This window comes from Escherichia sp. MOD1-EC6162, assembly GCF_002965125.1.
GTDB classification, from domain to species: domain Bacteria; phylum Pseudomonadota; class Gammaproteobacteria; order Enterobacterales; family Enterobacteriaceae; genus Escherichia; species Escherichia marmotae.
Genome location: NZ_PTSB01000008.1, coordinates 1 through 25,629, shown reverse-complemented (window position 1 = coordinate 25,629; position 25,629 = coordinate 1). Strand labels below are relative to the sequence as shown.

Here is a 25,629-nt window from a genome sequence, read left to right as displayed (position 1 = left end):
GAACATACGAATTTAAGGAATAAAGATAATGGCAGCTAAAGACGTAAAATTCGGTAACGACGCTCGTGTGAAAATGCTGCGCGGCGTAAACGTACTGGCAGATGCAGTGAAAGTTACCCTCGGTCCGAAAGGCCGTAACGTAGTTCTGGATAAATCTTTCGGTGCACCGACCATCACCAAAGATGGTGTTTCCGTTGCTCGTGAAATCGAACTGGAAGACAAGTTCGAAAATATGGGTGCGCAGATGGTGAAAGAAGTTGCCTCTAAAGCGAATGACACTGCAGGCGACGGTACTACCACCGCAACCGTACTGGCTCAGGCCATCATCACTGAAGGTCTGAAAGCTGTTGCTGCGGGCATGAACCCGATGGACCTGAAGCGTGGTATCGACAAAGCTGTTACCGCTGCAGTTGAAGAACTGAAAGCGCTGTCTGTACCGTGCTCTGACTCTAAAGCTATTGCCCAGGTTGGTACTATCTCCGCTAACTCCGACGAAACCGTAGGTAAACTGATCGCTGAAGCGATGGACAAAGTCGGTAAAGAAGGCGTTATCACCGTTGAGGACGGTACTGGTCTGCAGGACGAACTGGACGTGGTTGAAGGTATGCAGTTCGACCGTGGCTACCTGTCTCCTTACTTCATCAACAAGCCGGAAACTGGCGCAGTAGAACTGGAAAGCCCGTTCATCCTGCTGGCTGATAAGAAAATCTCCAACATCCGCGAAATGCTGCCAGTTCTGGAAGCTGTTGCAAAAGCAGGCAAACCGCTGCTGATCATCGCTGAAGATGTTGAAGGCGAAGCTCTGGCAACTCTGGTTGTTAACACCATGCGCGGCATCGTGAAAGTGGCTGCGGTTAAAGCACCGGGCTTCGGTGATCGTCGTAAAGCAATGCTCCAGGATATCGCTACTCTGACCGGTGGTACTGTAATCTCTGAAGAGATTGGTATGGAACTGGAAAAAGCAACCCTGGAAGACCTGGGCCAGGCTAAACGTGTTGTGATCAACAAAGACACCACCACCATCATCGATGGCGTGGGTGAAGAAGCTGCAATCCAGGGCCGTGTTGCTCAGATCCGTCAGCAGATTGAAGAAGCAACTTCTGACTACGACCGTGAAAAACTGCAGGAGCGCGTAGCGAAACTGGCAGGCGGCGTTGCAGTTATCAAAGTGGGTGCTGCTACCGAAGTTGAAATGAAAGAGAAAAAAGCACGCGTTGAAGACGCCCTGCACGCGACCCGTGCTGCGGTAGAAGAAGGCGTGGTTGCTGGTGGTGGTGTTGCGCTGATCCGCGTAGCGTCTAAACTGGCTGACCTGCGTGGTCAGAACGAAGAGCAGAACGTGGGTATCAAAGTTGCACTGCGTGCAATGGAAGCTCCGCTGCGTCAGATCGTACTGAACTGCGGTGAAGAGCCGTCAGTTGTTGCTAACACTGTTAAAGCTGGCGACGGCAACTACGGCTACAACGCTGCAACCGAAGAATACGGCAACATGATCGACATGGGTATCCTGGATCCAACCAAAGTAACTCGTTCTGCTCTGCAGTACGCAGCTTCTGTGGCTGGCCTGATGATCACCACCGAGTGCATGGTTACCGACCTGCCGAAAAACGATGCGGCTGACTTAGGCGCTGCTGGCGGTATGGGCGGCATGGGTGGCATGGGCGGCATGATGTAATTGCCCTGCACCTCGCAGAAATAAAGAAACCCTCAGGCAGAAATGTCTGGGGGTTTTTCTTTTAGTCATCTTTCTAGTATAAGATTCAAACACGGACGACGCGAGGGGCGTCCAGCTCATTGATTATGGGGAATAACATGCACGTAAAATACTTAGCAGGGATTGTCGGTGCCGCGCTACTGATGGCGGGTTGTAGCTCCAGTAACGAATTGAGTGCTGCCGGTCAGAGTGTTCGCATTGTGGACGAGCAACCAGGCGCAGAGTGCCAACTTATTGGTACTGCGACAGGTAAGCAAAGTAACTGGCTTTCCGGACAACACGGCGAAGAAGGCGGTTCTATGCGTGGTGCGGCAAACGATCTGCGCAATCAGGCTGCCGCAATGGGCGGTAACGTGATTTATGGTATTAGCAGCCCGTCGCAGGGGATGTTGTCCAGCTTCGTTCCGACTGATAGCCAGATTATCGGCCAGGTTTATAAGTGCCCGAACTGATGTGATTCCGAGGCTGGGTGACAAACGTATAATTGCCTGATGCGCTTCGCTTATCAGGCCTACATCAGGCATTGCAACTGATTGAATGCTTGAGAATTTGTAGGCCGGATAAGGCGTTTACGCCGCATCCGACATGATCAACGATCACGTTATCAGTCATTTCAGGCTGGATGGCTCCAGCCTCGCATTAGCAAAGATAGGATTATTTCGCTTGTGGCGCGGCTTTGCTGATGGACTGAACACGTAAGTGATGCAGTACGCGTAAGCATTGATCCTGGGTCAGCGGTTGGGCGTTATTTGCCGCTACGGCGCGAACGTAGACCTGACACGGCACTCCAGCGAGCTTTTTCAGTCGAGGGCTGAAATCAAGCATCCGGCGGGTGATGGCCTCCACTTCTTTACCTGCTGTCGCTTCACGTGTTTTCACCACTGCACCGCTAAATTGTTCTTTGCCACTTTCATCTTTAAAGCGATAAAGCACCGCCAGATAATGGCTAAACAAGTTTTGTTTCCATTCTGGCTGTGAATAGGTGTCATATTCCAGATTACCATTATCCTGGCAGTCGACGTCATATAATGGCAGGAAATCTAACAGCGATGTAATACGTAATGCCAGTTCACGCATTTCCGCATTATTAATTGCGTGAATGATTGCTCGCGCCAGCATTTCAACTTGCAGTTCATTGACAACTAGTTCAGATTTGCTGCCGTCATGCAGAGTTAATAGGAATGTGAGATTTTCACCCTGATTATCGGTAAGTGCCAGTGTATTTACACGGCGATTAATATCAGCATTTTTAAGTTCTTCAATCTGAATTTGAGGAATATTTTCTGCCATCTTTTTCATGGCCTTATCGCGCGCTTGCTCATACTGAAGACGGTGATCAGCCTCCAGTTTATGCTTTTGATGCAGACGGCTTTCCAGTGCTATCAACAGGTCGCGCAGTTCCATCACAGACATGAAGAACAACGATTCTTTATTGCGAGGCTCTTTTATTTTCAGTGCCAGTGCAATGAAGTTATTACTCTTGCGAATAACACCAGTGTTAACACCCTTGATGCTTATGGCCATGTAGGTTCTCCCTAACCATTTCTCAATAAAATAAATAATATTAATTTATAAGCCAGGTAAATGGGCTTGGTAGTAATAGTTGTTAAAATAACATAAATAGCGGCGCTCGCTCTATATAAACAGAAAAGAAAGGTTAATTATTGATGTCAGCTATATAAATAATAAAAATAGCAAAGCATATGAATAATTAATGGTTATGCAACGGAAAAGATTAAACTTCCCTATTTAATGGCAGGTCGCTGTACGCGTGTTCGTTGCTCTTGCCGGATGCGGCGTAAACGCCTTATCAGGCCTACAGTTCATTGAAAATTCAATCAGTTGCAATGCATCATGTAGGCCTGATAAGCGCAGCACATCAGGCAATTTCACATTTATCATCAGCTTCAACTTCCCTGTTGAATCAGTTATTGCTGACGTAGCTGCAAATCCAGCGGTGTTTTGCTGGGTTCTCCGCCTATCTCACGCGCCAGTTTTGGCACCAGATATCCCGACACCAGCGTCAGCAACTCACGCATAATCTGCCGTGCTTCATCATCGCTCACCATGAAATGCGCCGCGCCCTGCACTTTATCGAGCACATGCAGGTAATAGGGCATCACGCCCGCGTCAAACAACGCATTACTCAGGTTTGCCAGCGTTTGCGCGTTGTCGTTCACGCCACGTAACAGAACACTCTGGTTAAGCAGGGTGACGCCCACGCGTTTTAACTTAGCCATCGCCTGACGGAATGTTTCATCCACTTCATTGGCATGGTTGATGTGATTCACCAGCAGGATTTGCAGCGTAGAACGGGCAAAGCGTTCAACCAGTGCCTCAGTGATGCGCGCCGGGATCACAATCGGCAGACGGCTGTGAATACGCAGACGTTTGATGTGCGGGATGGCTTCCAGTTGCGTGAGCAACCAGTCCAGTTCGCGATCTTTCGCCATCAGCGGATCACCGCCGGAGAAAATGATCTCGTCCAGTTCTGGATGTGCGGCAACATACTCAAGTGCAGTCTGCCAGTTACGCTTGTTGCCCTGATTTTCGGCATACGGGAAGTGGCGACGGAAGCAATAGCGACAATTTACCGCACAGCCACCTTTCACCAACAGTAATGCCCGGTTGTGGTATTTATGCAACAAACCAGGCACCACGCTGTGCTGTTCTTCCAGCGGGTCGGTGGAAAAACCGGGTGCAGTGATATACTCATCTTGCGAGGTAAGTACCTGACGCAAAAGTGGATCGTCAGGATTGCCTTTTTCCATGCGATCGATAAATGAGCGGGGCACGCGCAGGGCAAACAGCTTTTTGGCGCTGCGTCCGGCCAACAGTTTTTCGTCCGCGTCTATATTCAAAAGACGCAGAAGTTCATCAGGATCGGTCACAACATCGGCAAGTTGCGCTAACCAATCTTCTCTGGATGAGGTGTTTAGGGTTACAATATGCGCCATTTTGTGGCTTAGCTACCAATTAACAAATTTCAGAGGGCCTTATGGCAACGTACTATAGCAACGATTTTCGTGCTGGTCTTAAAATCATGTTGGACGGCGAACCTTACGCGGTTGAAGCAAGTGAATTTGTGAAGCCGGGTAAAGGCCAGGCATTTGCTCGCGTTAAACTGCGTCGTCTGCTGACCGGTACTCGTGTAGAAAAAACCTTTAAATCTACGGATTCCGCTGAAGGCGCTGATGTTGTCGATATGAACCTGACTTACCTGTACAACGATGGTGAGTTCTGGCACTTCATGAACAACGAAACCTTCGAACAACTGTCTGCTGATGCAAAAGCAATTGGCGACAACGCGAAATGGCTGCTGGATCAGGCAGAGTGCATCGTGACTCTGTGGAACGGCCAGCCGATTTCCGTTACTCCGCCGAACTTCGTTGAACTGGAAATCGTTGATACCGATCCAGGTTTGAAAGGTGATACCGCAGGTACTGGCGGCAAACCAGCTACCCTGTCCACTGGCGCTGTGGTTAAAGTTCCGCTGTTCGTACAGATTGGCGAAGTTATCAAAGTGGATACCCGCTCTGGTGAATACGTATCTCGCGTGAAGTAATACGGTTGTGGTGCGGCCTGCTGGCTGCACCATCACTTTTCAGGTCAGAGATGATGAAACGCCTTATCCTTCTTGTTTTGCTTGCCAGTACGCTGCTCACGGGCTGTAACACCGCTCGCGGTTTCGGTGAAGATATCAAACATCTCGGCAATTCCATTTCCCGCGCTGCCAGCTAATTTCCTCTTCACTTCCGAAAAATCATCAGATTCCCGTCATTTTTGGTGATGTTGTCTATTATTAATTTGCTATAGGCAAACACAAATAACATTACCTAAAAGGAAGATATTATGGTGAAGAAGACAATTGCAGCGATCTTTTCTGTTCTGGTGCTTTCAACAGTATTAACTGCCTGCAACACCACGCGTGGCGTTGGTGAAGACATCTCTGATGGCGGTAACGCGATTTCTGGCGCAGCGACGAAAGCGCAGCAATAAGCAATAACGGTACGACAGGTTTGTCGTGCCGTTTGTTTTTCCCGGCGGTAATCACTGCTGTAACCGTTGAAATTTCCTCTTAAATCGGCAAAATACTTCTTTCACTATCAGCTTTGCGGGACGACCCGCAAACGCATCGTTTCACCGGGGACGGCCCCATTTCTCCGGAGTATTATATGTCCTGGATTATCCTGTTTATTGCTGGTTTGCTGGAAGTCGTCTGGGCGGTAGGCCTGAAATACACCCACGGTTTTAGTCGTCTGACGCCAAGCGTAATTACCGTGACGGCGATGATTGTCAGTATGGCGTTGCTCGCCTGGGCAATGAAATCGCTACCGGTAGGTACAGCTTATGCTGTCTGGACGGGGATTGGCGCAGTCGGGGCGGCGATCACCGGTATTGTGCTGCTCGGTGAGTCTGCTAGTCCGATGCGCCTGGCGAGTCTGGCGTTAATCGTACTGGGGATAGTTGGTCTGAAACTCAGCACCCATTAACTGCCGGGTTGCTGTACCCAGATAAACTTACTGACATCAAATCCTTCCCGGGTTGCGACCGCCAGCATCTCCTGTTTAACTTCGCTAGAAATAGTTGGCGTGCGGGAGAGTATCCACAGGTAGTCGCGATCCGGGCCGCAAACCAGCGCGTGGCGATACTCCCGGTCGAGCGCAATGACGTTATAGCCGCCATAGAAAGGGCCAAAGAATGACACTTTCAGCGCTGCGCGATGCGGATCTCCGGTAAAGTACGCTTTCCCTTCGCTCTGTTGCCACATCTCCCTGTCCGGATTATAGCCTTTGTTGATGACATTCAATCCACCATCATCCCGCAGGCTATATGTCGCGGTGACTTTCTCCAGTCCGCGTTCAAAGCGGTGATCAAAACGGGCAATCTCATACCAGGTGCCAAGATAGCGCTTAGCGTCGAAATTATTCACTACGGTCACGCCACGCGGCGGCGTAGGTGAACTACAGGCAACGACAAGAAATGCCGCTGTCGCTGCGGCAACAAGAGGGAGCAGGCGCATAGATGTTTCCTTACTGGTTTTTTTCTAAGTGTAGATGACAGCAAGGAAAAGCGGAGAAAAGGCCCGTAAATTCGGGCCATCTTCGTTGTTATTGCAAAGCGTTGAGGATCTGCCAGGCGGCGGCGACTCTCACCGGGTTTGGATAGTTTTTGTTAGCCAGCATCACAATACCCAACTCTTTTTCTGGGATAAATGCGACATAGCTACCAAATCCGCCGGTCGCCCCTGTTTTATGTACCCATGATGCGCGCACAGCAGGAGCAGGGGGCGTAATCGCTTTTACTGGTCGTGCTGCCAGTGCAATTTTATTGTCGCTGCCATTAATGATGCTGTCAGGATTTACCGGCCAGTCCAGCATTTCCCAGCCCAGGCCTTGATACATATCGCCAATTTTCCAGTAGCGAGATTGCGCCAGTTGGATACCTTGCTGAAGTGTTTTGTCATTGATATTACGAGGATCTATATTGCTTTGTAGCCAGCGGGCCATGTCTTCAATCGTCGATTTCACACCGTAAGCTTCAGCATCTAACGCCCCTGGCGAAACATGCACCGCCTTACCTTCGCGATATCCCCAGGCGTAATTCTTTTCTTCTGCAGGCGGCACATTAATCCACGTATGGGTGAGTTTGAGTGGCTGGAAGACACGGGTATCCATTGCCTGTTCAAAGCTCAAACCAGACGGCTTCACAGCTAGCGAGCCGAATAAACCGATACTGGAGTTGGCATACAGACGTTGTGTTCCTGGCGTCCAGTCAGGCTGCCAGTTTTGATAGAAGCGCAGCAAGTCGCTTGAGGATTTAACGTCATCCGGCACTTGCAATGGCAGGCCGCCAGCGGTGTAGGTTGCGAGATGTAATAGCGTGATCCCGTTCCACTGTTTAGCGGTAAGTTCAGGCCAGTATTTTGTGACGGGATCGCTTAGATTTATTTCCCCTCGAGCAATAGTGTCGCCACCAAGTACGCCCGTAAATGTTTTGCTGACCGAGCCTAACTCAAACAACGTTTGCTGCGTGACGGGCTGCTTTTTATCTACGTCCGCATAGCCCCAGGTAAAGTAATAAGGTTTGCCCTGATAAATCACTGCAACGGCCATGCCCGGGATTTTTTGTTGTTCTATAAGCGGAGTCATTGTGCGATGCACAATATCGTTGAGCTGTTGGGGGGCGGCAAGTGCGGAGCAAGAGGCGGTAATCAGTAAGGCGCAGAGCGTCATTTTGAGCATAAGGTCTGGTTCCCATACAAAACGGCCCGCCATAGGCGGGCCGGATTTACATTGGCGATGCGTTAGATTGTAACGACACCAATCAGCGTGACAACTGTCAGGATAGCAGCCAGACCGTAGAAAACCCATTTGCCCGCAGGCACGTGGATTTTCAGATCGTGCATCGCGTGGTGCATACGGTGTAAACCACACCACAGCGGCAGAACGATCATCAGGAACAGGAATACGCGACCAATGAAGCTCTGCGCGAACGCCAGAACGCGTTCGTAGCTCAGAGCATCACCCGGAAACAGTCCCAGCGGCAGCATAATGCCGACCAGCAGGATCATTACCGGTGCAATGATTGCGCTCCACATACCACCGGCCCCGAAAAGGCCCCAGAATACCGGTTCGTCAGAACGCTTTGGATTTGGATTAATCATCTCAGGCTCCTTACCAGTACAGGGCTACAAACAGGATTACGATGGTGGCAACCACGGTTACCGCCCAGAGACTTTTGATAATTGGCTCTGGTCCCATTTTTTCGTCTTTTACAATGATATTGGCCGCTTTCGGTGCCAGTTCAAACCAGGTTTTGGTGTGCAGCAGAGCTGCCGCCAGAGTGATCAGGTTAATGATCACGATAACCGGGTTTTGTAAAAAGTCGACGAATCCCGCCCAGGCTTCCGGGCCATTTTTCAGGGCAAACAGCCCGAAAATCAGTTCAATGCTGAACCACACAGCCGGAACCGCCGTGCCTTCGCGCAGCATGTAAAAGCGATAAAACGGCAATTTTTTCCACCAGGTGGACGTCATTGGCCGTACATACGGTTTACGTTTAGTCGTCATGTTGCACTCCTTAGCGTGGTTTCAGGGTCGCGATAAGAAAGTCTTTCGAACTTTCTACTTTGCCCTGCTGAATGGCCGCAGCCGGATCGACGTGTTTCGGGCAGACTTCGGAGCAGTAGCCCACGAAAGTACAGCTCCATACGCCGTTCTGGCTGTTCAACTGCGCCATACGCTCCTTCTTACCGTGGTCGCGGCTATCTTCGTTATAACGATGCGCCAGCGTAATGGCAGCCGGACCGATGAACTCTGGGTTCAGGCCAAACTGCGGGCACGCGGCGTAGCACAGACCACAGTTGATGCAACCGGAGAACTGATGATACTTCGCCATCTGCGCCGGGGTCTGGATATTAGTACCCTGATCCGCGGTGCGGGAGTTGCCAATGATGTATGGTTTGATCGCTTCCAGACTTTCGATGAAGTGGGTCATATCGACGACCAGATCGCGTTCGATCGGGAAGTTAGCTAGCGCTTCAACCTTCATACCGTCGGTGTAGTCACGCAGGAAGGTTTTACATGCCAGTTTCGGCACGTTGTTGACCATCATGCCGCAGGAACCACAAATCGCCATACGGCAGGACCAGCGGTAGCTCAGATCCGGTGCCAGGTTGTCTTTGATATAGCCCAGCGCATCCAGTAATGAGGTGGTTGCGTCATAAGGCACTTCATAAAATGCGCTATGCGGTGCGGTATCGACTTCCGGGTTATAGCGCACCACCTCGATTTTCAGGTTCTTCATCTCAGCCATTCGCCTTCTCCTTCTTATTGGCTGCTTCCGCCTTATCGGCTGCATCCGCTTCGCCACCGTAAACGCGTTTAGCTGGCGGCAGCGTAGTAATCTTCACGTCGCTGTACTCCAGGCGAGTAGTGCCATCAGCATCGCGGAAGGCGAGGGTGTGTTTGAGGAAGTTGACGTCGTCACGCTCGGTGCAACCTTCGTCCAGACGCTGGTGCGCGCCGCGAGACTCTTTACGCGCCATTGCGGAGTGCGCCATACATTCGGCAACGTTCAGACCGTGGCCCAGCTCGATGGTGTAGAGCAGGTCGGTGTTGAACACGCTGGAGGTGTCGGTGATGCGCACGCGCTTGAAGCGTTCTTGCAGCTCCGCCAGTTTGTCGATGGTTTTCTGCATCAGTTCCGGCGTACGGTAGATACCGCAGCCTTCTTCCATGGCCATGCCCATTTCGTCGCGGATCTTCGCCCAGTTTTCGCCGCCGTCCTGGTTAACCAGATCTTTCAGACGCTGTTCAACGGCAGTAGCCTGTGCATTGATTGCCGCATCGTTGCCATTACCAGCGGTAGATGCGCGCTCCATAGCTTGCTCACCGGCCAGACGACCGAAGACCACCAGTTCTGCCAGTGAGTTGGATCCCAGACGGTTTGCACCGTGCAGACCTACAGAGGAACATTCACCGACGGCGAACAGACCCTTAATACGGGTTTCGCAGTTCTGATCGGTTTCGATACCGCCCATGGTGTAGTGCGCGGTCGGACGTACCGGAATCGGTTCTTTAACCGGATCGACGCCAACGTATGCTTTTGCCAGTTCGCAGATAAACGGCAGACGTTCGTGCAGTTTTTTCTCACCCAGGTGACGCAGGTCGAGGTATACCACATCGCCGCGTGGTGTGGAGATGGTGTTGCCTTTACGCCATTCGTGCCAGAAGGCCTGAGAAACTTTGTCGCGCGGACCCAGTTCCATATATTTGTTTTTCGGCTCGCCCAGCGGAGTTTCCGGGCCCATGCCGTAATCTTGCAGATAACGGTAGCCATTTTTGTTGACCAGAATACCGCCTTCACCGCGGCAACCTTCGGTCATCAGGATACCGGAACCCGGCAGACCGGTCGGGTGATATTGAACGAATTCCATGTCACGCAGCGGAACGCCGTGGCTCAGTGCCATGCCCATACCGTCGCCAGTAACAATGCCGCCGTTGGTGTTGTAGCGATATACGCGACCCGCGCCGCCGGTAGCCATAACCACCGCATTAGCACGGATTTGCACCAGCGTACCTTCCATCATGTTCATTGCCACCAGGCCGCGAACGTGACCATCATCGACCAGAATATCCAGCACGAAGTGTTCATCAAAACGCTGGATCTGCGGGAATTGCAGAGAGGTCTGGAACAGCGTGTGCAGCATATGGAAGCCTGTCTTATCGGCGGCGAACCAGGTACGCTCGATTTTCATACCGCCGAAGCGACGTACGTTGACGCTACCATCCGGGCGACGGCTCCATGGGCATCCCCACAGTTCCAGTTGAGTCATTTCAGTTGGGCAGTGGTGGACGAAATAATCCACGACATCCTGCTCACACAACCAGTCGCCACCCGCTACTGTATCGTGAAAGTGATATTCGAAGCTGTCATGATCCTGCGCGACAGCGGCGGAGCCCCCTTCTGCGGCAACGGTATGGCTGCGCATCGGGTATACTTTTGAGATTAGTGCGATTTTTGCATTTGGATTTGCCTGCGCGGCAGCAATTGCAGCACGTAATCCCGCGCCACCGGCACCTACAATGGCAAGATCGGCTTGAAAGGTTTGCACGACATTCCTCCAGATTGTTTTTATCCCGCAGCACCGTACTTCAGGGTAAGTGTCTGAAAGCTACGGTCTGCGAACGCTATTCCACTGCTCCTTTATAGGTACAACAGTATAGTCTGATGGATAAGTCTGAAATTTGACGAGATCGATTTTTTTAGCGTGCCGGGAGGCTAAATTATCACTGAAGATGATTAATTTAATTACTAAACCATCATATTGCGGTTTTTTTAGTCACAGCCCACCGTTGATTGATTTCTGCGTAAAATTTGTCTCGCCGTCGCGTTGCGAGTAGACTTCGTGCCCTTGTCAAAAACTGGAGATTTTACTATGAGCGAAACGGCATCCTGGCAGCCGAGCGCATCCATTCCTAACTTATTAAAACGCGCGGCGATTATGGCGGAGATCCGTCGTTTCTTTGCCGATCGTGGAGTGCTGGAGGTGGAGACGCCTTGTATGAGCCAGGCGACGGTAACCGATATTCATTTGGTCCCGTTTGAGACACGTTTCGTAGGCCCCGGGCACTCGCAGGGGATGAATCTCTGGTTAATGACCAGCCCGGAATACCACATGAAACGCCTGCTGGTTGCCGGTTGTGGTCCGGTATTCCAGTTGTGCCGCAGCTTCCGTAATGAAGAGATGGGACGTTATCACAACCCTGAGTTCACTATGCTGGAGTGGTATCGACCGCATTATGATATGTATCGGTTGATGAATGAGGTGGACGACCTCTTGCAACAGGTGCTGGACTGCCCGGCGGCAGAAAGCCTTTCTTATCAACAAGCTTTCTTGCGTTATCTGGAAATAGACCCGCTTTCTGCTGACAAAACGCAACTGCGAGAAGTCGCGGCGAAACTGGACTTGAGTAACGTTGCAGACACCGAAGAAGACCGCGACACGTTGCTGCAACTGCTGTTTACCTTTGGCGTGGAACCGAACATTGGTAAAGAAAAACCAACGTTTGTGTACCATTTCCCGGCCAGCCAGGCATCACTGGCACAAATCAGTACGGAAGATCATCGGGTCGCGGAACGCTTCGAGGTCTACTACAAAGGTATTGAGCTGGCGAATGGTTTCCATGAATTGACGGACGCTCGTGAACAGCAACAACGCTTTGAGCAGGATAACCGTAAACGTGCGGCGCGTGGTTTACCACAACATCCTATCGACCAGAACCTGATTGACGCCCTGGAAGTTGGTATGCCTGACTGTTCCGGCGTGGCGTTAGGTGTTGACCGCCTGGTGATGCTGGCATTGGGCGCTGAGACACTGGCGGAAGTCATTGCCTTTAGTGTCGACCGGGCATAATTCTGAAAAGCTAGCTCAATCGCAACACAGAATGGCGTAGCTGACGCCATTCTGTAGCAGATGTTTTCATTTTCCCGCTAAAGCGCACAATTTAAGACTGGATGTTTGCTATCATCCGGGTATCAATTCTGTATTAGTTTTATTGTTGCCTGCCAATCGGTGGGTAGTGCAGTTAATTGGCGCGTTTAATATATGCGCTGAAATGAAGGATGATTCCATGCCTCACACGATAAAAAAGATGAGTCTAATTGGGCTCATATTGATGATCTTTACTTCAGTATTCGGTTTTGCGAATAGCCCATCGGCTTATTATTTAATGGGTTATAGTGCGATTCCATTTTATATATTTTCTGCATTATTATTCTTTATTCCATTCGCCTTAATGATGGCTGAAATGGGGGCGGCCTATCGCAAAGAAGAGGGCGGTATCTATTCCTGGATGAATAATAGCGTTGGGCCACGTTTTGCTTTCATCGGCACCTTTATGTGGTTTTCCTCTTATATCATCTGGATGGTGAGTACTTCCGCTAAAGTTTGGGTGCCGTTCTCAACATTCCTCTATGGTAGCGACATGACTCAGCACTGGAGTATTGCCGGGCTGGGGCCTACGCAGGTTGTTGGTCTGTTGGCTGTCGCATGGATGGTTCTGGTTACCGTCGTCGCCTCAAAAGGGATTAATAAAATAGCCCGTATTACTGCGGTAGGTGGTATAGCAGTAATGTGTCTTAATTTAGTATTACTGTTAGTGAGTGTTGCTATTTTGTTATTAAATGGTGGTCATTTCGCACAGGATATTAATTTTGTGGTATCTCCAAATCCGGGATATCAGTCCGGTCTGGCGATGTTATCTTTTGTCGTATTTGCTATTTTCGCTTACGGTGGAATTGAAGCTGTTGGCGGTCTGGTTGATAAAACGGAAAATCCTGAAAAGAATTTTGCTAAAGGTATTGTTTTTGCCGCTATTGTTATTTCGATTGGTTATTCCCTGGCAATATTCTTATGGGGCGTCAGCACTAACTGGCAGCAGGTATTAAGTAATGGTTCGGTTAACCTTGGCAATATTACTTATGTACTGATGAAGAGCCTTGGGATGACGCTGGGTAATGCACTGCATTTGTCGCCCGAAGCATCATTGTCGCTGGGGGTATGGTTTGCGCGTATTACCGGACTTTCGATGTTCCTCGCTTACACGGGGGCGTTCTTTACGCTTTGCTACTCGCCGTTGAAAGCAATCATCCAGGGGACGCCGAAAGCATTGTGGCCGGAACCAATGACGCGTCTGAACGCGATGGGAATGCCGTCTATTGCGATGTGGATGCAGTGCGGGTTGGTTACTGTCTTCATCCTGCTGGTTTCGTTTGGCGGCGGCACCGCATCGGCGTTCTTTAACAAGCTGACGCTGATGGCGAATGTCTCCATGACCATTCCGTATCTGTTCCTTGCCCTGGCATTCCCGTTCTTTAAAGCGCGTCAGGATCTCGACAGACCGTTTGTTATTTTCAAAACGCACATGTCAGCAATGATTGCCACAGTGGTTGTCGTATTGGTGGTGACGTTTGCTAACGTCTTTACCATCATCCAGCCAGTAGTCGAAGCCGGAGACTGGGATAGCACATTGTGGATGATTGGCGGCCCTGTCTTCTTCTCGCTGTTAGCAATGGCGATTTACCAGAACTATTGCGGCCGCATGGCGAATAAGCCTGAGTTAACCTTAGATTGATTGTATGCAATAACAACTCATCGCCAGTCCGGCGATGAGTTGTCTGAAAAGGAAGATGTCATGGATGGCACGGGGCGGGGCCCGCTGATAACCGAAGATCAAATCAGAGCACTGCAATTTTCTGCTGGGGATGTAGCGGAAATAGAGCAGACTATTCTCTCTTTTTTCGATGCCTGCCACACCCGTAAAATAGCGATGGTGGTCAGCAATACCATTAATACCCTCAAAGATCGAGACCGGAATCGGTGGCGAAACCTGTCGGATATTTATTGCGCTTACCTTATCAGGTTCCTGGTTTTTCGTGGCGAATTGGTCGGATACGGTGATTTGTTCAGAATGCGTTTTAGCGAAATGAAACTGTCGGTTGAAACGTCATGAGTGCACATCAGTTTATTTTATGCTGCATTTGGTTCTTCGTATCTGTTCTCTGGATTCTGATACTGTCCACGCTGGACAAAGAATGGATGATTGATGGACGCGGGATTAACAACATCTGCGATGTGTTGGAGCATCTGGAAAATGACGATACTCGCGATGTCGGTGTGATAATGACGTTGCCGCTGTTTTTCCCTTTTCTTTGGTTCACGCAGTGGCGAAAAAAACGCGGCTGGTTTATGTACGCCACCGCACTGGCGATCTTCGGCTACTGGCTATGGCAGTTTTTCCTGCGCTATCAGTTTTGTTGGTGATTGAAACTGCCAGAGTCGCCTCCGGCAGTTTCTCACGTTACAAGCTTCCTGCCTGACGCCCTTTACCCGCAGACGTTAATGTTCTGCCCGTTTGTTTACCGTTAAGACTTTCCAGACGCATCTGGAACGGCGGGAATGGCATATCGATACCGTGGGCGTGGAAGCCCGCCAGAATTAACTGGTGGATCTCGTGGCGCAGCGGCATACGGTGACCCATTTCCGCGGCGTAAATACGCAACTCGAAAATCTGAATCCCCTGTTGTAGATCGACCAGGAAGACTTCCGGTGCCGGGTTGTCGATGACCAACGAGCAGCGACGCGCTGCGGTTAGCAAGATTTCCGTCACTTCTTCACTGTTGGCATCGGCAGGAGCCGGAATCGTCAACACCACGCGCGTGACCGAGTCAGAAAGCGACCAGTTGATAAACTGCTCAGTAATGAACGCTTTGTTCGGCACAATAATCTCTTTGCGATCCCAGTCGCTGATAGTGGTGGCGCGGGTGTTAATTTTCGTCACACTGCCAGTAAGATCGCGAATTGTCACCGTATCGCCAATGCGAATCGGTTTTTCGAACAGGATAATCAGACCAGAGATAAAGTTGGCGAAAATCTCCTGCAAACCAAAACCGAGACCAACACCGAGTGCAGCGACCAGCCACTGCAATTTCGACCACTCAATACCAATCATCGAGAAGCCGACCAGCCCGCCAATCAGCATCAGCAGATATTTGGTGATGGTGGTGATGGCGTAACCTGTACCTGGCGTTAAATCAAGGTGCTGCAAAATCGCCAGTTCCAGCAGCGCGGGCAGGTTGCGCACTAGTTGCGTGGTGATGATAAACACCAGAATGGCAATCAGCACTGCACCGAGAGTAATCGGTTCCAGACTTTCCACGCCCTGCACTGTGGAGGTGACATCCCACAGCGAAATATTTTCGAGGAAGCCAAAAGCGGAATGAATTTCTGACCACAGCACGATGACTGAAAGAAGGGCGATTAGCATCAGGATTGAACGCACCAGCCGCAAGGATTGTGCACTGATAGCATCGAGATCGACTTCGCTTTCATCCACTTCAATCGCCCCTTCCGGGCTACTGTGATGATGCGCTTCTTCTTCGCCACGCGCGCGTTGTGCCAGCATTTCAGCACGGCGATGCTTCGCCCGGTCAAACGCCAACCTGCGGCGTTGGATCAGCATCCAGCGGCGGATAACGTGATAAATCACCAGTAACAGGAACCAGATGGCGACCGATGTTTCCAGCCTTGCCAGCAGAGCCTGCGCTGTTGCCAGATAACCCACGGCTGCGGCGAGAATAGCGACCAGTGGCGCGCCAATCATCATGTTCCACAGCATATGGTTGGCAATGTTGTCACCACTGCCTTCTTTGTTAAGATACAGTGGGATCCCGGCTTTTTTCAGGCTGAGCGTGACCACTGCCAGTGCACCGCAAATGAGGATAAAGCAAAGACGTCCCAGTGAGCCGGAAAACTCGCGGTCGTCGAGATTATCAAACATCATCAGCGCCATAATCAGTGGCACGATAAGCCCAATGCTCATCAGGTAGTAGCGCATACCACGGGAAACACGTTCGCGCGGCCAGCCGAAATGGGCGATAAACAAGCCGTTCGGGCGAGCAAAGGTGGCGCAAATCATCACCACCCACAGCAGTGGCACGGTGGCCGTTACACCATCGCCAATCGCTACCGCCAGCGGATAAGGCCACGCCTCGCGCAAGCCGTAACCCAGCGTCATCCACAGCACTGGTAGCGGCGAAGCGACGAGGATCGACCAGAAAAGCGTCCGTAACGTCAGCCAGAAATGATCCTGAGTGACTTTGCCGACTTTAGCCGCCGAACGTTCAAGAAAACGGGTGAAATAGCGGCGCGAGTAAATGCTGCAACCGACCAGAATCAACGCGCCAAACAGCGGTAAAATAGTCTCTTTGCTGGTCAGCATCATCATGGTGGCTTTACCTAACTGACTGAAGGTGTCCAGCGAGATCAGACGACGCAGATCCTGGGCGATTTCCAACGGCCAGGCGATGGTCATCGGGCGCACATCAGAGGTCCAGAACAGATAGCGGTGTGTCGCTTCGTTGACCTCTTTCAGCGCATCTTCCAGTTGCCCGTTGGAAACTTTCAGCTTGGTTAGCTCAAGCAGTAGCGTGTCGCCGCCCTGGAGTAATGAGTTAAGCAACTCGCGCTGAGTACGCAATTGAGCTTCGAGTATCCGGTTTTGCTCGGCAGTCAGCGGCTGGCCGTCGGCCTGAAGGATCTGTCGCAGTTGTGGCTGTTTATTGAGGAGATCTTCATAATGCAACCGTTGCACGCGCAACTGAGCCATTTCGGTATCAAGCTGTTGCGGTTTCGGCATTTCCGGCAGGCGTGCCACCTGCGCCCGCAGTGCTTCACCGAGCAAGTTTGATGAACCCAGCCATTGCGACTGTTCACGCAGCGTATTCAGCGCCTGCCGGACTTGCAACGTCTGGCTGGCAGCCTGACGCTGCTGTGAGGCGACGAGATCCATCCGCTGCGCTTGCTGATTCAACGCCGCCGATAGTTCACGGTTAATTTTGAATTGAGCAACGATATCTTCCGGCAAATCGGCACTGCTTTCTGCCAGTAATTCAGTGCTTTCCAGCGCCCGCTCTGCCTCAAGCTGGCGTTGGCTGTTCAACTGGTTGCGCAGGGCCTGCAAATACGCATCCAGTTGCTGACTCTCTTTTTCTGCCAGTGCCGAGCGCAGACGAGCCAGTTCCTGACGGTTATTGGCAGAAAGTTGCGCCAGCTCGAGTTCATCGACCAATGATTTCAAACGTGCGGAGTCGGCCTGCAACGCGAAATTTTGTGCCTGATTAAGCGGACTATTTCCCGTGAGTGTCCCCAGTCGGCGCTCAATTTCATTCAACTGGCGGCGGGCGTCAGTTTGCTGTTGTGGTAATTGATTAAGCGAATCCGCAATCTCGCGGGCGCGTTCCTGCTCTTGCTGGGCCTGACGGCTTTTATCCAGCAACTGACTGCTGACCTGGAGTATTTCCTGATTCAGCGCGTCGGTAGACATCCCCGGCGACACGCTGCGCGGCTCATCACGCATATTGTTTAACTGTGCGCGCAGAGTAGCGGAGAGTTTCGGGTAGTTATCAATGATTTCTTGATATTGCTTGATGCGCTCAAGGGAACCTTTACGTTCCTCAAGCGCATTTAAGGCAGACTGGAGCGCCTCTACGACTTCCGGCTGCGCGGGTTTCGCCGCTTTTGCCTGCTCCAGTTCCTGGGTGATTTGTTTACTATCGGGGGCCGTCGCGGCGTACGCCCCCCAACTGAGGCACCAGGCCATCAGAAAAGTGATAATCAGGCGCACGTCAGCGTTTCCTTTGATGGATTAGACCTGGTCTTTTTTGTCGTCAACCAATGGGCTGGCGTCGTGTTCTGCCTCGATCTCTTCAGCAGGAAGCGGGGCCGGTTCAGTTTCTGGCGTAACAAAGGTTTCGGTAGATACAGCCAGCGGCTGACCAATCTTAGTGACAGAAAGGCTTGCCAGTTGCTCAACCAGATTCACTTTACCCGGCGCAAACAGGTTGATAACAGTAGATCCGAGTTTAAAGCGCCCCATTTCCTGGCCTTTCAGTAGCGCCACAGAATCGTCGTTTTCCCCGGCAGGCCAGGTCCAGCGTTTGATGATGCCTTCGCGCGGTGGCGTAATGGTGCCTGCCCAGACAGTTTCAATGCTACCAACAATCGTCGCACCGACCAGAATCTGTGCCATCGGGCCGAATTCGGTATCGAAGAGACAGATTACGCGTTCGTTACGGGCAAACAGATTTGGCACGTTCTGGGCTGTGAGATGATTCACCGAGAAGAGATCGCCCGGCACGTAGATCATCTCACGCAGGATACCGTTGCACGGCATATGTACGCGGTGGTAGTCACGCGGGGAGAGGTAAGTGGTCACAAACGTACCGTTGCGGAAGAGATCCGCCATCAGGTAGTTACCCGCCAGCAGGGCTTCAAGACTGTAGTTGTGGCCTTTGGCTTGCAGGATTTTATCTTCTTCGATTTTACCTAACTGGCTGATAACACCATCGGCAGGCATGACCAGAACATTCGGGTCGGTATCGATCGGGCGTACATCGTCACGCAGCGGACGGACAAAAAATTCGTTAAAGGTACGGTAGCTGGCGGTGTCCGGTTTCTGCGCCTCTTTCATGTCGACCTTGTAGTATTTAACGAACAGATCGATAACCAGTTTTGTCAGCCATCCTGCCCGCTTGCTTGCACCCCAACCCGCCAGGCGAGTAAGCCATAGTTTCGGCAGAATATACTGTAGCGAAAGTTTGAATGAATTTAACAAGGTAGCCTCCAGGCCATTGTTTTGTCGTTCCTGATCCGGCGTACATGCCGGATCCTGAAAAAAAGGGGGACGATTCTAACGACGGTTAGCTTAATTGTCAGTCATCCGTATCAGAAAAGTTTTTACGCGTTTTTACCTGCGCCATGCTTTCCAGAATACGGTGATAGTTTTCGAAACGAGTTTCCGCGATTTTCCCATCTTCAACCGCTTCACGGATAGCGCAGCCCGGATCGGTATCGTGTTTGCAATCGCGATACTTACACAGGCCTAAGTAATCATGAAATTCGACAAAGCCTTGAGTGATTTGTTCCGGTGCCAGGTGCCAGAGACCAAATTCACGCACGCCAGGGGAATCAATCACATCACCGCCGTGCGGGAAGTGATACAGCCGTGCGGCGGTGGTGGTGTGCTGACCCAGACCAGAGTTGTCCGAAACATCGTTGGTCAGGATCTCTTTTTGCAGCCCCAGCAACGCGTTCAGCAGACTGGATTTACCGACGCCAGACTGCCCGGCAAAGATGCTGATCCGCCCGGTCAACGCCTCTTCCAGCGGTTTCAGGCCATCCTGAGTATGGCTGGAAACCATTAATACGCGATAACCAATGTTGCGGTAAATATCCATCTGCTCGTTGACAAATGCCATACCGTCATCGTCCAGCAGGTCGATCTTGTTGAGCACAATAATCGGCTCAATCTGCAAGGTTTCGCAGGCCACCAGGTAACGGTCGATAATATTGAGCGACAGCTCCGGCAAAATGGCGGAGACAATGACGATCTGGTCGATGTTGGCGGCAATGGGCTTCACGCCGTCGTAAAAATCCGGGCGCGTCAACACCGAGGTGCGCTCATGCACCGCTTCAACGATCCCTTTGACATTAATACCTTCCGCCGCCGGTTTGCCCGGACGCCAGACAACGCGATCGCCAGTCACCAGCGAACGGATAGTGCGGCGAATATTGCAGCGGTGAACTTCGCCATCGGCGGATTCCACATCAGCATGCATGCCAAAACGGCTGATGACGATACCTTCATCAGGCTCGCCAAACAGATTGTCGTCGTAGTCGGGCTTCTCCTTAGACGTTTTAAGACGACGCTGGTGATTGGCGTTCACACGGCGCTGCTGGCCTTTGGAGAGTTTATTTTTACTCAATCGTACTGACTCCTGGTCGCCCCTGATGGGCAAAACATCTATGATACACGCAATTGCGAATCAATATAGTCACTGTGAATGGGTGGAAAATAGCATGAGTGCCAATGAAAACAACCTGATTTGGATCGATCTTGAGATGACCGGTCTGGATCCCGAGCGCGATCGCATTATTGAGATTGCCACGCTGGTGACCGATGCCAACCTGAATATTCTGGCAGAAGGGCCGACCATTGCAGTACACCAGTCTGATGAACAGTTAGCGTTGATGGATGACTGGAACGTGCGCACTCATACCGCCAGTGGGCTGGTGGAGCGTGTGAAGGCGAGCACGATGGGCGATCGGGAAGCGGAACTGGCGACGCTCGAGTTCTTAAAACAGTGGGTGCCAGCAGGAAAATCACCGATCTGCGGTAACAGTATTGGTCAGGATCGTCGCTTCCTGTTCAAATACATGCCGGAACTGGAGTCGTACTTCCACTACCGCTATCTCGATGTCAGCACGCTGAAAGAGCTGGCGCGCCGTTGGAAGCCGGAAATTCTTGATGGTTTTACCAAGCAGGGGACGCATCAGGCGATGGATGATATCCGTGAATCGGTGGCGGAACTGGCTTACTACCGCGAGCACTTCATCAAGATGTAAAATTTTTCCTGGTCACGTAACCGCCGAAATCCACTTGCGGCGGCGTGATTTTGACGCTAAATTGAACGTCTTGCCGATAATTTCAGCACTTGAGATAAAAACTCAAAAAAAATTTTTTAGGGGGGTTGCAGAGGGAAAGATTTCTCGTATAATGCGCCTCCCGTAACGACGCAGAAATGCGAAATTACGAAAGCAAAAATTAAGTAGTACGCGGGAATAGCTCAGTTGGTAGAGCACGACCTTGCCAAGGTCGGGGTCGCGAGTTCGAGTCTCGTTTCCCGCTCCAAAATTTGAAAAGTGCTGAAAGGCACAGACCACCCAATCGCAGTATTTCGAATTGCGACAAGGCGGCAACTGAACGAATCCTTCGGAGCTTACAAAAGTAAGTGACTAAGGTGAGTGAAGGCAGCCAAGGCAGTAGCGATTTGAAAGACGAAGATTAAGCGGGAATAGCTCAGTTGGTAGAGCACGACCTTGCCAAGGTCGGGGTCGCGAGTTCGAGTCTCGTTTCCCGCTCCAAAATTTGAAAGTGCTATAAAGCACAGACCACCCAAGCGGGAATAGCTCAGTTGGTAGAGCACGACCTTGCCAAGGTCGGGGTCGCGAGTTCGAGTCTCGTTTCCCGCTCCAAATTCTCCTCTCAATAAAATATCCACAGCGACGCGATGCGTTATTGCTGGTTTTTGTTATCTCTGACAAACTCTTGTAAACAGAGTTATCCACAGTGTCGGGCTGTAATCTTAATTTCAGGAAAACTTCGCACGGTGAATAGTAATTTTTTAACGTGTTGATATTTAAGTTGAAAAATAAGGTTTTGATTTGTCGTATTGATCACTTGACGATTTTTTCTGGCTTGAATTGCAATGTGTTTTTAATTTTATTCACAAGCTGTGGATGAATCAGGCGTCACGTGGTAAGCCTTTTTCTATCACGCGAACCAGACGCTGTTTTTTCGGTAGTTGCACCTCGACCACGCAGGCATTTCGTCGCTCGATTTGCTGCGCAATCGCCCACTCTATGTGTTCATCGAGAAGTGGGTGTTCACCTTTCCGACTGTTCAGTGCCGCCAGAATCGCTTCATCCCAGGGCGCATTTCCTAGTGCTACGGCGATATTTCGCAGCCAGCGTAAGTGACCAATCCGCCTAATCGCTGATCCTTCCGTGACTTTTAAAAACTTCTCTTCGCTCCAGGCAAAAAGCTCAATGAGCTCCGGCGCATGTAACGGTTTACGCGGGCTGAAATCATCTTCAGTTGTCAGTTGTGAATAGCGATTCCACGGGCAGATAAGCTGACAATCATCGCAACCGTAAATACGGTTTCCCATTAATGGCCGTAGTTCTTCCGGGATTGCTCCTTCCAGTTCAATGGTGAGATAAGAGATACAGCGGCGAGCATCGACGGTATATGGTTCCACGATGGCTCCGGTCGGGCAAATCGTCATGCAGGCAACGCATTTACCACATCCTTCCTCAACCGGTTGATCCACAGGTAGCGGAATATCAACCAGCAGTTCGCCTAAAAAGAAGAACGAACCAGCTTCGCGATTAAGAATAAGTGAGTGCTTACCTGTCCAGCCAAGACCTGCTTTTTCAGCTAACGGACGCTCAAGAATAGGCGCAGAGTCGACAAACGGTCTAAAATTCAGCGAAACACAATGTTGCTGAATCATCTCGCCCAGCTTTTTGAGTCGGTTGCGCAGAAGTTTGTGATAGTCACGGCCCAGCGCATAACGGCTAACATAGCCGAGTTTGGGATTTTTCAGCGTGCTGGCAAATGCGGCGTTGGCAGGAAGATAATTCATCCGCACGCTGATCACGCGCAGTGTACCGGGCAATAACTCGTGGGGGCGGGCGCGCAGCATACCGTGACGCGCCATCCAGTCCATTTCGCCATGGTATTGTTTGTCCAGCCATGCTTGCAGTTTTGGCTCGGACTCGCTGAGATCGGTATCGGTAATACCTACTTGCTGAAAGCCCAGTTCCAGCCCCCACTGTTTAATTTTTTGCGCTAACTGATTGAGATCGAGGGGCTCTGACATGACGGACCATACAATGAAGAAAAACCCCGTAAGTATACCACACACCGTCTGGCACGCCGACGATATCCGCCGTGGCGAACGCGAGGCGGCGGATGCGCTGGGGCTAACGCTCTATGAACTGATGCTTCGTGCGGGGGAAGCCGCGTTTCAGGTGTGTCGTACCGCTTATCCTGACGCCCGTCATTGGCTGGTGCTGTGCGGTCATGGCAATAACGGTGGCGATGGGTATGTGGTCGCGCGGCGGGCAAAAGCCATCGGCATTGAGGTCACGCTGCTGGCCCAGGAGAGCGACAAACCGTTGCCAGAAGAGGCCGCACAAGCGCGCGATGCATGGTTAAACGCGGGAGGCGAGATTCATGCTTCGAATATTGTCTGGCCTGAGTCGGTGGATCTGATAGTTGATGCGCTGCTCGGCACCGGATTGCAGCAAGCGCCCCGTGAACCCATCAGTAAATTAATCGATCATGCCAATACTCATCCTGCGCCGATTGTGGCAGTTGATATTCCTTCCGGCCTGTTAGCACAAACCGGAGCCACGCCAGGTGCGGTGATCAACGCCTCTCACACCGTGACCTTTATTGCCCTGAAACCAGGCTTGCTAACCGGGAAAGCGCGGGATGTAACCGGGGATCTGCATTTTGACTCGCTGGGGCTGGATAGGTGGCTGGCAACTCAGGAGGCGAAAATTCAGCGCTTTTCCGCATCGCAACTTTCTCACTGGCTGAAACCGCGTCGCCCGACATCACATAAAGGCGATCACGGGCGACTGGTGATTATCGGTGGCGATCACGGCACGGCGGGCGCGATCCGTATGGCGGGCGAAGCGGCGCTGCGTGCTGGTGCTGGTTTGGTCAGAGTGCTGACGCGCAGTGAAAACATTGCGCCGTTGCTGACCGCGCGCCCGGAATTGATGGTATACGAACTGACTGCGGAATCCTTAGCTGATAGCCTGGAATGGGCCGATGTGGTGGTGATTGGCCCTGGTCTGGGTCAGCAAGAGTGGGGGAAAAAAGCCCTACAAAAAGTCGAGAATTTTCGCAAACCGATGTTGTGGGATGCCGATGCATTGAACCTGCTGGCAATCAATCCCGATAAGCGTCACAATCGCGTGATCACGCCGCATCCTGGCGAGGCTGCACGGTTGTTGGGCTGTTCCGTGGCTGAAATTGAAAGTGACCGCTTACATTACGCACAACGTCTGGTACAACGTTATGGTGGTGTAGCGGTGCTGAAAGGTGCCGGAACCGTGGTCGCTGCACATCCTGATGCGTTAGGTATTGTTGACGCCGGAAATGCAGGTATGGCCAGTGGCGGCATGGGCGATGTGCTCTCTGGTATTATTGGCGCATTGTTAGGGCAGAAACTGACGCCGTATGATGCTGCCTGTGCCGGTTGTGTTGCGCACGGTGCGGCGGCCGATGTGCTGGCAGCGCGTTTTGGTACGCGCGGGATGCTGGCAACCGATCTCTTTTCCACGCTACAGCGTATTGTTAACCCGGAAGTGACTGATAAAAACCATGATGAATCGAGTAATTCCGCTCCCTGACGAGCAGGCAACATTAGACCTGGGCGAACGGGTAGCTAAAGCCTGCGATGGCGCTACCGTAATCTATCTGTATGGCGATTTAGGTGCAGGTAAAACCACCTTCAGCCGGGGTTTTTTACAAGCTCTGGGCCATCAGGGTAATGTCAAAAGCCCCACCTATACGCTGGTCGAACCCTATACGCTCGACAAATTAATGGTTTATCACTTTGATTTGTACCGCCTTGCCGATCCCGAGGAGCTGGAGTTTATGGGGATCCGCGATTATTTTGCCCACGATGCCATCTGCCTGGTGGAATGGCCACAACAAGGTACAGGTGTTCTTCCTGACCCGGATGTCGAAATACACATTGATTATCAGGCACAAGGCCGTGAGGCGCGCGTGAGTGCTGTTTCCTCTGCGGGTGAATTGTTGCTGGCGCGTTTAGCCGGTTAACCTTTAAAAGGTGGCGGGATGATGTATCGCATCAAAAATTGGTTGGTGGCGGCATTGGTGCTGTTGTGCGCACAGGCTGGTGCCGCTACGCTCTCTGATATTCAGGTTTCTAATGGCAGTGAGCAGGCGCGGATAACGTTGAGTTTTATTGGCGATCCTGATTATGCCTTTAGCCATCAAAGCAAACGCACTGTGGCGCTGGATATTAAACAAACCGGTGTAATTCAGGGGCTACCGTTGTTGTTCAGTGGCAATAATTTGGTAAAAGCTATTCGCTCTGGCACGCCAAAAGATGCGCAAACGCTGCGGTTGGTGGTCGATCTTACCGAAAACGGTAAAACCGAAGCGGTGAAGCGGCAGAATGGTAGCAATTACACAGTCGTCTTTACGATTAACGCCGATGTACCGCCACCGCCCCCTCCGCCG

General features: G+C 51.4%; 26 protein-coding genes and 3 tRNA genes. 17 read left to right on the top strand and 12 right to left on the bottom strand.

The window, feature by feature from the left end:
• Window positions 1-28 precede the first annotated feature (28 nt).
• Both groL and A9587_RS08790 read left to right on the top strand, forming a co-directional pair.
• Entirely contained in the window at window positions 29-1,675 is a 1,647-nt protein-coding gene (groL, locus tag A9587_RS08795; protein WP_000729132.1) for a chaperonin GroEL, read from the top strand.
• Window positions 1,676-1,812: 137 nt separating this feature from the next.
• Window positions 1,813-2,166 carry a DUF4156 domain-containing protein gene (locus A9587_RS08790; RefSeq protein WP_000558209.1) on the top strand — a complete coding sequence of 118 codons (354 nt, stop codon included), beginning with the start codon at window positions 1,813-1,815 and terminating at the stop codon, window positions 2,164-2,166.
• A gap of 202 nt (window positions 2,167-2,368) precedes the next feature.
• Here the strand turns inward: A9587_RS08790 and A9587_RS08785 are convergent, their stop codons facing one another.
• Both A9587_RS08785 and epmB read right to left on the bottom strand, forming a co-directional pair.
• The gene (locus A9587_RS08785) at window positions 2,369-3,238 is read right to left on the bottom strand and encodes a YjeJ family protein (protein ID WP_105263457.1); all 870 of its coding nucleotides are present in this window, start codon (window positions 3,236-3,238) and stop codon (window positions 2,369-2,371) included.
• Between the two features lie 404 nt (window positions 3,239-3,642).
• Window positions 3,643-4,671 carry an EF-P beta-lysylation protein EpmB gene (epmB, locus tag A9587_RS08780; protein ID WP_105263456.1) on the bottom strand — a complete coding sequence of 343 codons (1,029 nt, stop codon included), beginning with the start codon at window positions 4,669-4,671 and terminating at the stop codon, window positions 3,643-3,645.
• 41 nt (window positions 4,672-4,712) lie between these two features.
• On the opposite strand from epmB, the gene efp reads away from it, so the two are divergent.
• The 4 genes from efp to sugE all read left to right on the top strand — a co-directional run bounded on the left by efp (window position 4,713) and on the right by sugE (window position 6,207).
• On the top strand, window positions 4,713-5,279 hold the full coding sequence (efp, locus tag A9587_RS08775; protein WP_000257278.1) for an elongation factor P: 567 nt from the start codon (window positions 4,713-4,715) through the stop codon (window positions 5,277-5,279).
• A 50-nt stretch (window positions 5,280-5,329) separates the two neighbouring features.
• Window positions 5,330-5,455: a lipoprotein antitoxin entericidin A gene (gene ecnA / locus A9587_RS08770; protein WP_000977753.1), complete on the top strand. Its 126-nt coding sequence runs from the start codon at window positions 5,330-5,332 to the stop codon at window positions 5,453-5,455.
• A gap of 111 nt (window positions 5,456-5,566) precedes the next feature.
• Window positions 5,567-5,713, top strand: a complete 147-nt coding sequence (gene ecnB / locus A9587_RS08765; protein ID WP_000239596.1) for a lipoprotein toxin entericidin B — start codon at window positions 5,567-5,569, stop codon at window positions 5,711-5,713.
• Window positions 5,714-5,889: 176 nt separating this feature from the next.
• Window positions 5,890-6,207, top strand: coding sequence for a quaternary ammonium compound efflux SMR transporter SugE (gene sugE / locus A9587_RS08760; RefSeq protein ID WP_000118465.1), 318 nt, complete (start codon window positions 5,890-5,892; stop codon window positions 6,205-6,207).
• On the opposite strand, the gene blc is transcribed toward sugE, so the two are convergent.
• From blc to frdA, 6 genes are all read right to left on the bottom strand, one after another.
• Window positions 6,204-6,737 (bottom strand): lipocalin Blc, encoded by a 534-nt coding sequence (blc, locus tag A9587_RS08755; protein WP_001238372.1) that lies wholly within the window; start codon window positions 6,735-6,737, stop codon window positions 6,204-6,206. The genes sugE and blc overlap by 4 nt on opposite strands.
• A gap of 88 nt (window positions 6,738-6,825) precedes the next feature.
• Window positions 6,826-7,959, bottom strand: coding sequence for a BlaEC family class C beta-lactamase (locus A9587_RS08750; protein ID WP_016249492.1), 1,134 nt, complete (start codon window positions 7,957-7,959; stop codon window positions 6,826-6,828).
• A gap of 62 nt (window positions 7,960-8,021) precedes the next feature.
• Complete coding sequence (gene frdD / locus A9587_RS08745) at window positions 8,022-8,381, bottom strand: fumarate reductase subunit FrdD (protein ID WP_000609664.1); 360 nt, start codon at window positions 8,379-8,381, stop codon at window positions 8,022-8,024.
• Between the two features lie 10 nt (window positions 8,382-8,391).
• Window positions 8,392-8,787 carry a fumarate reductase subunit FrdC gene (gene frdC / locus A9587_RS08740; protein WP_000208757.1) on the bottom strand — a complete coding sequence of 132 codons (396 nt, stop codon included), beginning with the start codon at window positions 8,785-8,787 and terminating at the stop codon, window positions 8,392-8,394.
• Window positions 8,788-8,797: 10 nt separating this feature from the next.
• A complete protein-coding gene (frdB, locus tag A9587_RS08735; RefSeq protein ID WP_000829498.1) occupies window positions 8,798-9,532 on the bottom strand; it encodes a fumarate reductase iron-sulfur protein in 735 nt (244 codons plus the stop codon).
• Window positions 9,525-11,333 carry a fumarate reductase (quinol) flavoprotein subunit gene (gene frdA / locus A9587_RS08730; RefSeq protein WP_001517616.1) on the bottom strand — a complete coding sequence of 603 codons (1,809 nt, stop codon included), beginning with the start codon at window positions 11,331-11,333 and terminating at the stop codon, window positions 9,525-9,527. Before frdA ends, frdB begins: the two co-directional genes overlap by 8 nt.
• Window positions 11,334-11,657: 324 nt before the next feature.
• Here frdA and epmA point away from each other — a divergent pair, with 324 nt between their 5' ends.
• The 4 genes from epmA to A9587_RS08710 all read left to right on the top strand — a co-directional run bounded on the left by epmA (window position 11,658) and on the right by A9587_RS08710 (window position 15,044).
• Window positions 11,658-12,635: an elongation factor P--(R)-beta-lysine ligase gene (epmA, locus tag A9587_RS08725; RefSeq protein WP_000004769.1), complete on the top strand. Its 978-nt coding sequence runs from the start codon at window positions 11,658-11,660 to the stop codon at window positions 12,633-12,635.
• Between the two features lie 217 nt (window positions 12,636-12,852).
• Window positions 12,853-14,355: a glutamate/gamma-aminobutyrate family transporter YjeM gene (gene yjeM, locus A9587_RS08720; RefSeq protein WP_105263455.1), complete on the top strand. Its 1,503-nt coding sequence runs from the start codon at window positions 12,853-12,855 to the stop codon at window positions 14,353-14,355.
• Window positions 14,356-14,415: 60 nt separating this feature from the next.
• Window positions 14,416-14,733, top strand: a complete 318-nt coding sequence (gene yjeN / locus A9587_RS08715; RefSeq protein ID WP_001517618.1) for a protein YjeN — start codon at window positions 14,416-14,418, stop codon at window positions 14,731-14,733.
• Window positions 14,730-15,044, top strand: coding sequence for a YjeO family protein (locus A9587_RS08710; RefSeq protein WP_001272717.1), 315 nt, complete (start codon window positions 14,730-14,732; stop codon window positions 15,042-15,044). The genes yjeN and A9587_RS08710 overlap by 4 nt, the downstream gene beginning before the upstream one ends.
• 37 nt (window positions 15,045-15,081) lie before the next feature.
• On the opposite strand, the gene mscM is transcribed toward A9587_RS08710, so the two are convergent.
• The 3 genes from mscM to rsgA form a co-directional block, all read right to left on the bottom strand.
• The gene (mscM, locus tag A9587_RS08705; protein WP_001517619.1) at window positions 15,082-18,405 is read right to left on the bottom strand and encodes a miniconductance mechanosensitive channel MscM; all 3,324 of its coding nucleotides are present in this window, start codon (window positions 18,403-18,405) and stop codon (window positions 15,082-15,084) included.
• A 21-nt stretch (window positions 18,406-18,426) separates the two neighbouring features.
• Window positions 18,427-19,395 (bottom strand): archaetidylserine decarboxylase, encoded by a 969-nt coding sequence (gene asd / locus A9587_RS08700; RefSeq protein WP_000934902.1) that lies wholly within the window; start codon window positions 19,393-19,395, stop codon window positions 18,427-18,429.
• Between the two features lie 97 nt (window positions 19,396-19,492).
• The gene (gene rsgA / locus A9587_RS08695; RefSeq protein WP_000041983.1) at window positions 19,493-20,545 is read right to left on the bottom strand and encodes a small ribosomal subunit biogenesis GTPase RsgA; all 1,053 of its coding nucleotides are present in this window, start codon (window positions 20,543-20,545) and stop codon (window positions 19,493-19,495) included.
• A 94-nt stretch (window positions 20,546-20,639) separates the two neighbouring features.
• On the opposite strand from rsgA, the gene orn reads away from it, so the two are divergent.
• From orn to A9587_RS08675, 4 genes are all read left to right on the top strand, one after another.
• The gene (gene orn, locus A9587_RS08690) at window positions 20,640-21,185 is read left to right on the top strand and encodes an oligoribonuclease (RefSeq protein WP_001517620.1); all 546 of its coding nucleotides are present in this window, start codon (window positions 20,640-20,642) and stop codon (window positions 21,183-21,185) included.
• Between the two features lie 210 nt (window positions 21,186-21,395).
• A tRNA-Gly gene (locus tag A9587_RS08685) sits at window positions 21,396-21,471 on the top strand.
• Window positions 21,472-21,628: 157 nt separating this feature from the next.
• Window positions 21,629-21,704: transfer RNA gene (locus A9587_RS08680), tRNA-Gly, on the top strand.
• Window positions 21,705-21,739: 35 nt separating this feature from the next.
• Window positions 21,740-21,815 (top strand) — tRNA-Gly (locus tag A9587_RS08675).
• Window positions 21,816-22,084: 269 nt separating this feature from the next.
• On the opposite strand, the gene queG is transcribed toward A9587_RS08675, so the two are convergent.
• Window positions 22,085-23,224, bottom strand: a complete 1,140-nt coding sequence (gene queG, locus A9587_RS08670) for a tRNA epoxyqueuosine(34) reductase QueG (RefSeq protein WP_001294210.1) — start codon at window positions 23,222-23,224, stop codon at window positions 22,085-22,087.
• On the opposite strand from queG, the gene nnr reads away from it, so the two are divergent.
• From nnr to A9587_RS08655, 3 genes are all read left to right on the top strand, one after another.
• On the top strand, window positions 23,223-24,770 hold the full coding sequence (gene nnr / locus A9587_RS08665; protein ID WP_010379592.1) for a bifunctional ADP-dependent NAD(P)H-hydrate dehydratase/NAD(P)H-hydrate epimerase: 1,548 nt from the start codon (window positions 23,223-23,225) through the stop codon (window positions 24,768-24,770). The two genes, queG and nnr, sit on opposite strands and share 2 nt — an antisense overlap.
• Complete coding sequence (gene tsaE / locus A9587_RS08660) at window positions 24,742-25,203, top strand: tRNA (adenosine(37)-N6)-threonylcarbamoyltransferase complex ATPase subunit type 1 TsaE (RefSeq protein ID WP_000981973.1); 462 nt, start codon at window positions 24,742-24,744, stop codon at window positions 25,201-25,203. The genes nnr and tsaE overlap by 29 nt, the downstream gene beginning before the upstream one ends.
• Before the next feature lie 18 nt (window positions 25,204-25,221).
• On the top strand, window positions 25,222-25,629 hold a 408-nt coding region (locus tag A9587_RS08655), incomplete at its 3' end, for an AMIN domain-containing protein (RefSeq protein WP_336595928.1).

Excerpts from the sequence above, each read along its gene's own strand:
- frdC (WP_000208757.1), bottom strand. The coding sequence starts at position 8,787 with ATGACGACTAAACGTAAACCGTATGTACGGCCAATGACGTCCACCTGG.
- epmA (WP_000004769.1), top strand. The coding sequence starts at position 11,658 with ATGAGCGAAACGGCATCCTGGCAGCCGAGCGCATCCATTCCTAACTTA.
- frdD (WP_000609664.1), bottom strand. The coding sequence starts at position 8,381 with ATGATTAATCCAAATCCAAAGCGTTCTGACGAACCGGTATTCTGGGGC.
- efp (WP_000257278.1), top strand. The coding sequence starts at position 4,713 with ATGGCAACGTACTATAGCAACGATTTTCGTGCTGGTCTTAAAATCATG.
- yjeM (WP_105263455.1), top strand. The coding sequence starts at position 12,853 with ATGCCTCACACGATAAAAAAGATGAGTCTAATTGGGCTCATATTGATG.
- ecnA (WP_000977753.1), top strand. The coding sequence starts at position 5,330 with ATGATGAAACGCCTTATCCTTCTTGTTTTGCTTGCCAGTACGCTGCTC.
- groL (WP_000729132.1), top strand. The coding sequence starts at position 29 with ATGGCAGCTAAAGACGTAAAATTCGGTAACGACGCTCGTGTGAAAATG.
- A9587_RS08785 (WP_105263457.1), bottom strand. The coding sequence starts at position 3,238 with ATGGCCATAAGCATCAAGGGTGTTAACACTGGTGTTATTCGCAAGAGT.
- nnr (WP_010379592.1), top strand. The coding sequence starts at position 23,223 with ATGACGGACCATACAATGAAGAAAAACCCCGTAAGTATACCACACACC.
- epmB (WP_105263456.1), bottom strand. The coding sequence starts at position 4,671 with ATGGCGCATATTGTAACCCTAAACACCTCATCCAGAGAAGATTGGTTA.
- yjeN (WP_001517618.1), top strand. The coding sequence starts at position 14,416 with ATGGATGGCACGGGGCGGGGCCCGCTGATAACCGAAGATCAAATCAGA.
- ecnB (WP_000239596.1), top strand. The coding sequence starts at position 5,567 with ATGGTGAAGAAGACAATTGCAGCGATCTTTTCTGTTCTGGTGCTTTCA.
- tsaE (WP_000981973.1), top strand. The coding sequence starts at position 24,742 with ATGATGAATCGAGTAATTCCGCTCCCTGACGAGCAGGCAACATTAGAC.
- orn (WP_001517620.1), top strand. The coding sequence starts at position 20,640 with ATGAGTGCCAATGAAAACAACCTGATTTGGATCGATCTTGAGATGACC.
- blc (WP_001238372.1), bottom strand. The coding sequence starts at position 6,737 with ATGCGCCTGCTCCCTCTTGTTGCCGCAGCGACAGCGGCATTTCTTGTC.
- A9587_RS08750 (WP_016249492.1), bottom strand. The coding sequence starts at position 7,959 with ATGCTCAAAATGACGCTCTGCGCCTTACTGATTACCGCCTCTTGCTCC.
- sugE (WP_000118465.1), top strand. The coding sequence starts at position 5,890 with ATGTCCTGGATTATCCTGTTTATTGCTGGTTTGCTGGAAGTCGTCTGG.
- frdB (WP_000829498.1), bottom strand. The coding sequence starts at position 9,532 with ATGGCTGAGATGAAGAACCTGAAAATCGAGGTGGTGCGCTATAACCCG.
- A9587_RS08710 (WP_001272717.1), top strand. The coding sequence starts at position 14,730 with ATGAGTGCACATCAGTTTATTTTATGCTGCATTTGGTTCTTCGTATCT.
- A9587_RS08790 (WP_000558209.1), top strand. The coding sequence starts at position 1,813 with ATGCACGTAAAATACTTAGCAGGGATTGTCGGTGCCGCGCTACTGATG.
- queG (WP_001294210.1), bottom strand. The coding sequence starts at position 23,224 with ATGTCAGAGCCCCTCGATCTCAATCAGTTAGCGCAAAAAATTAAACAG.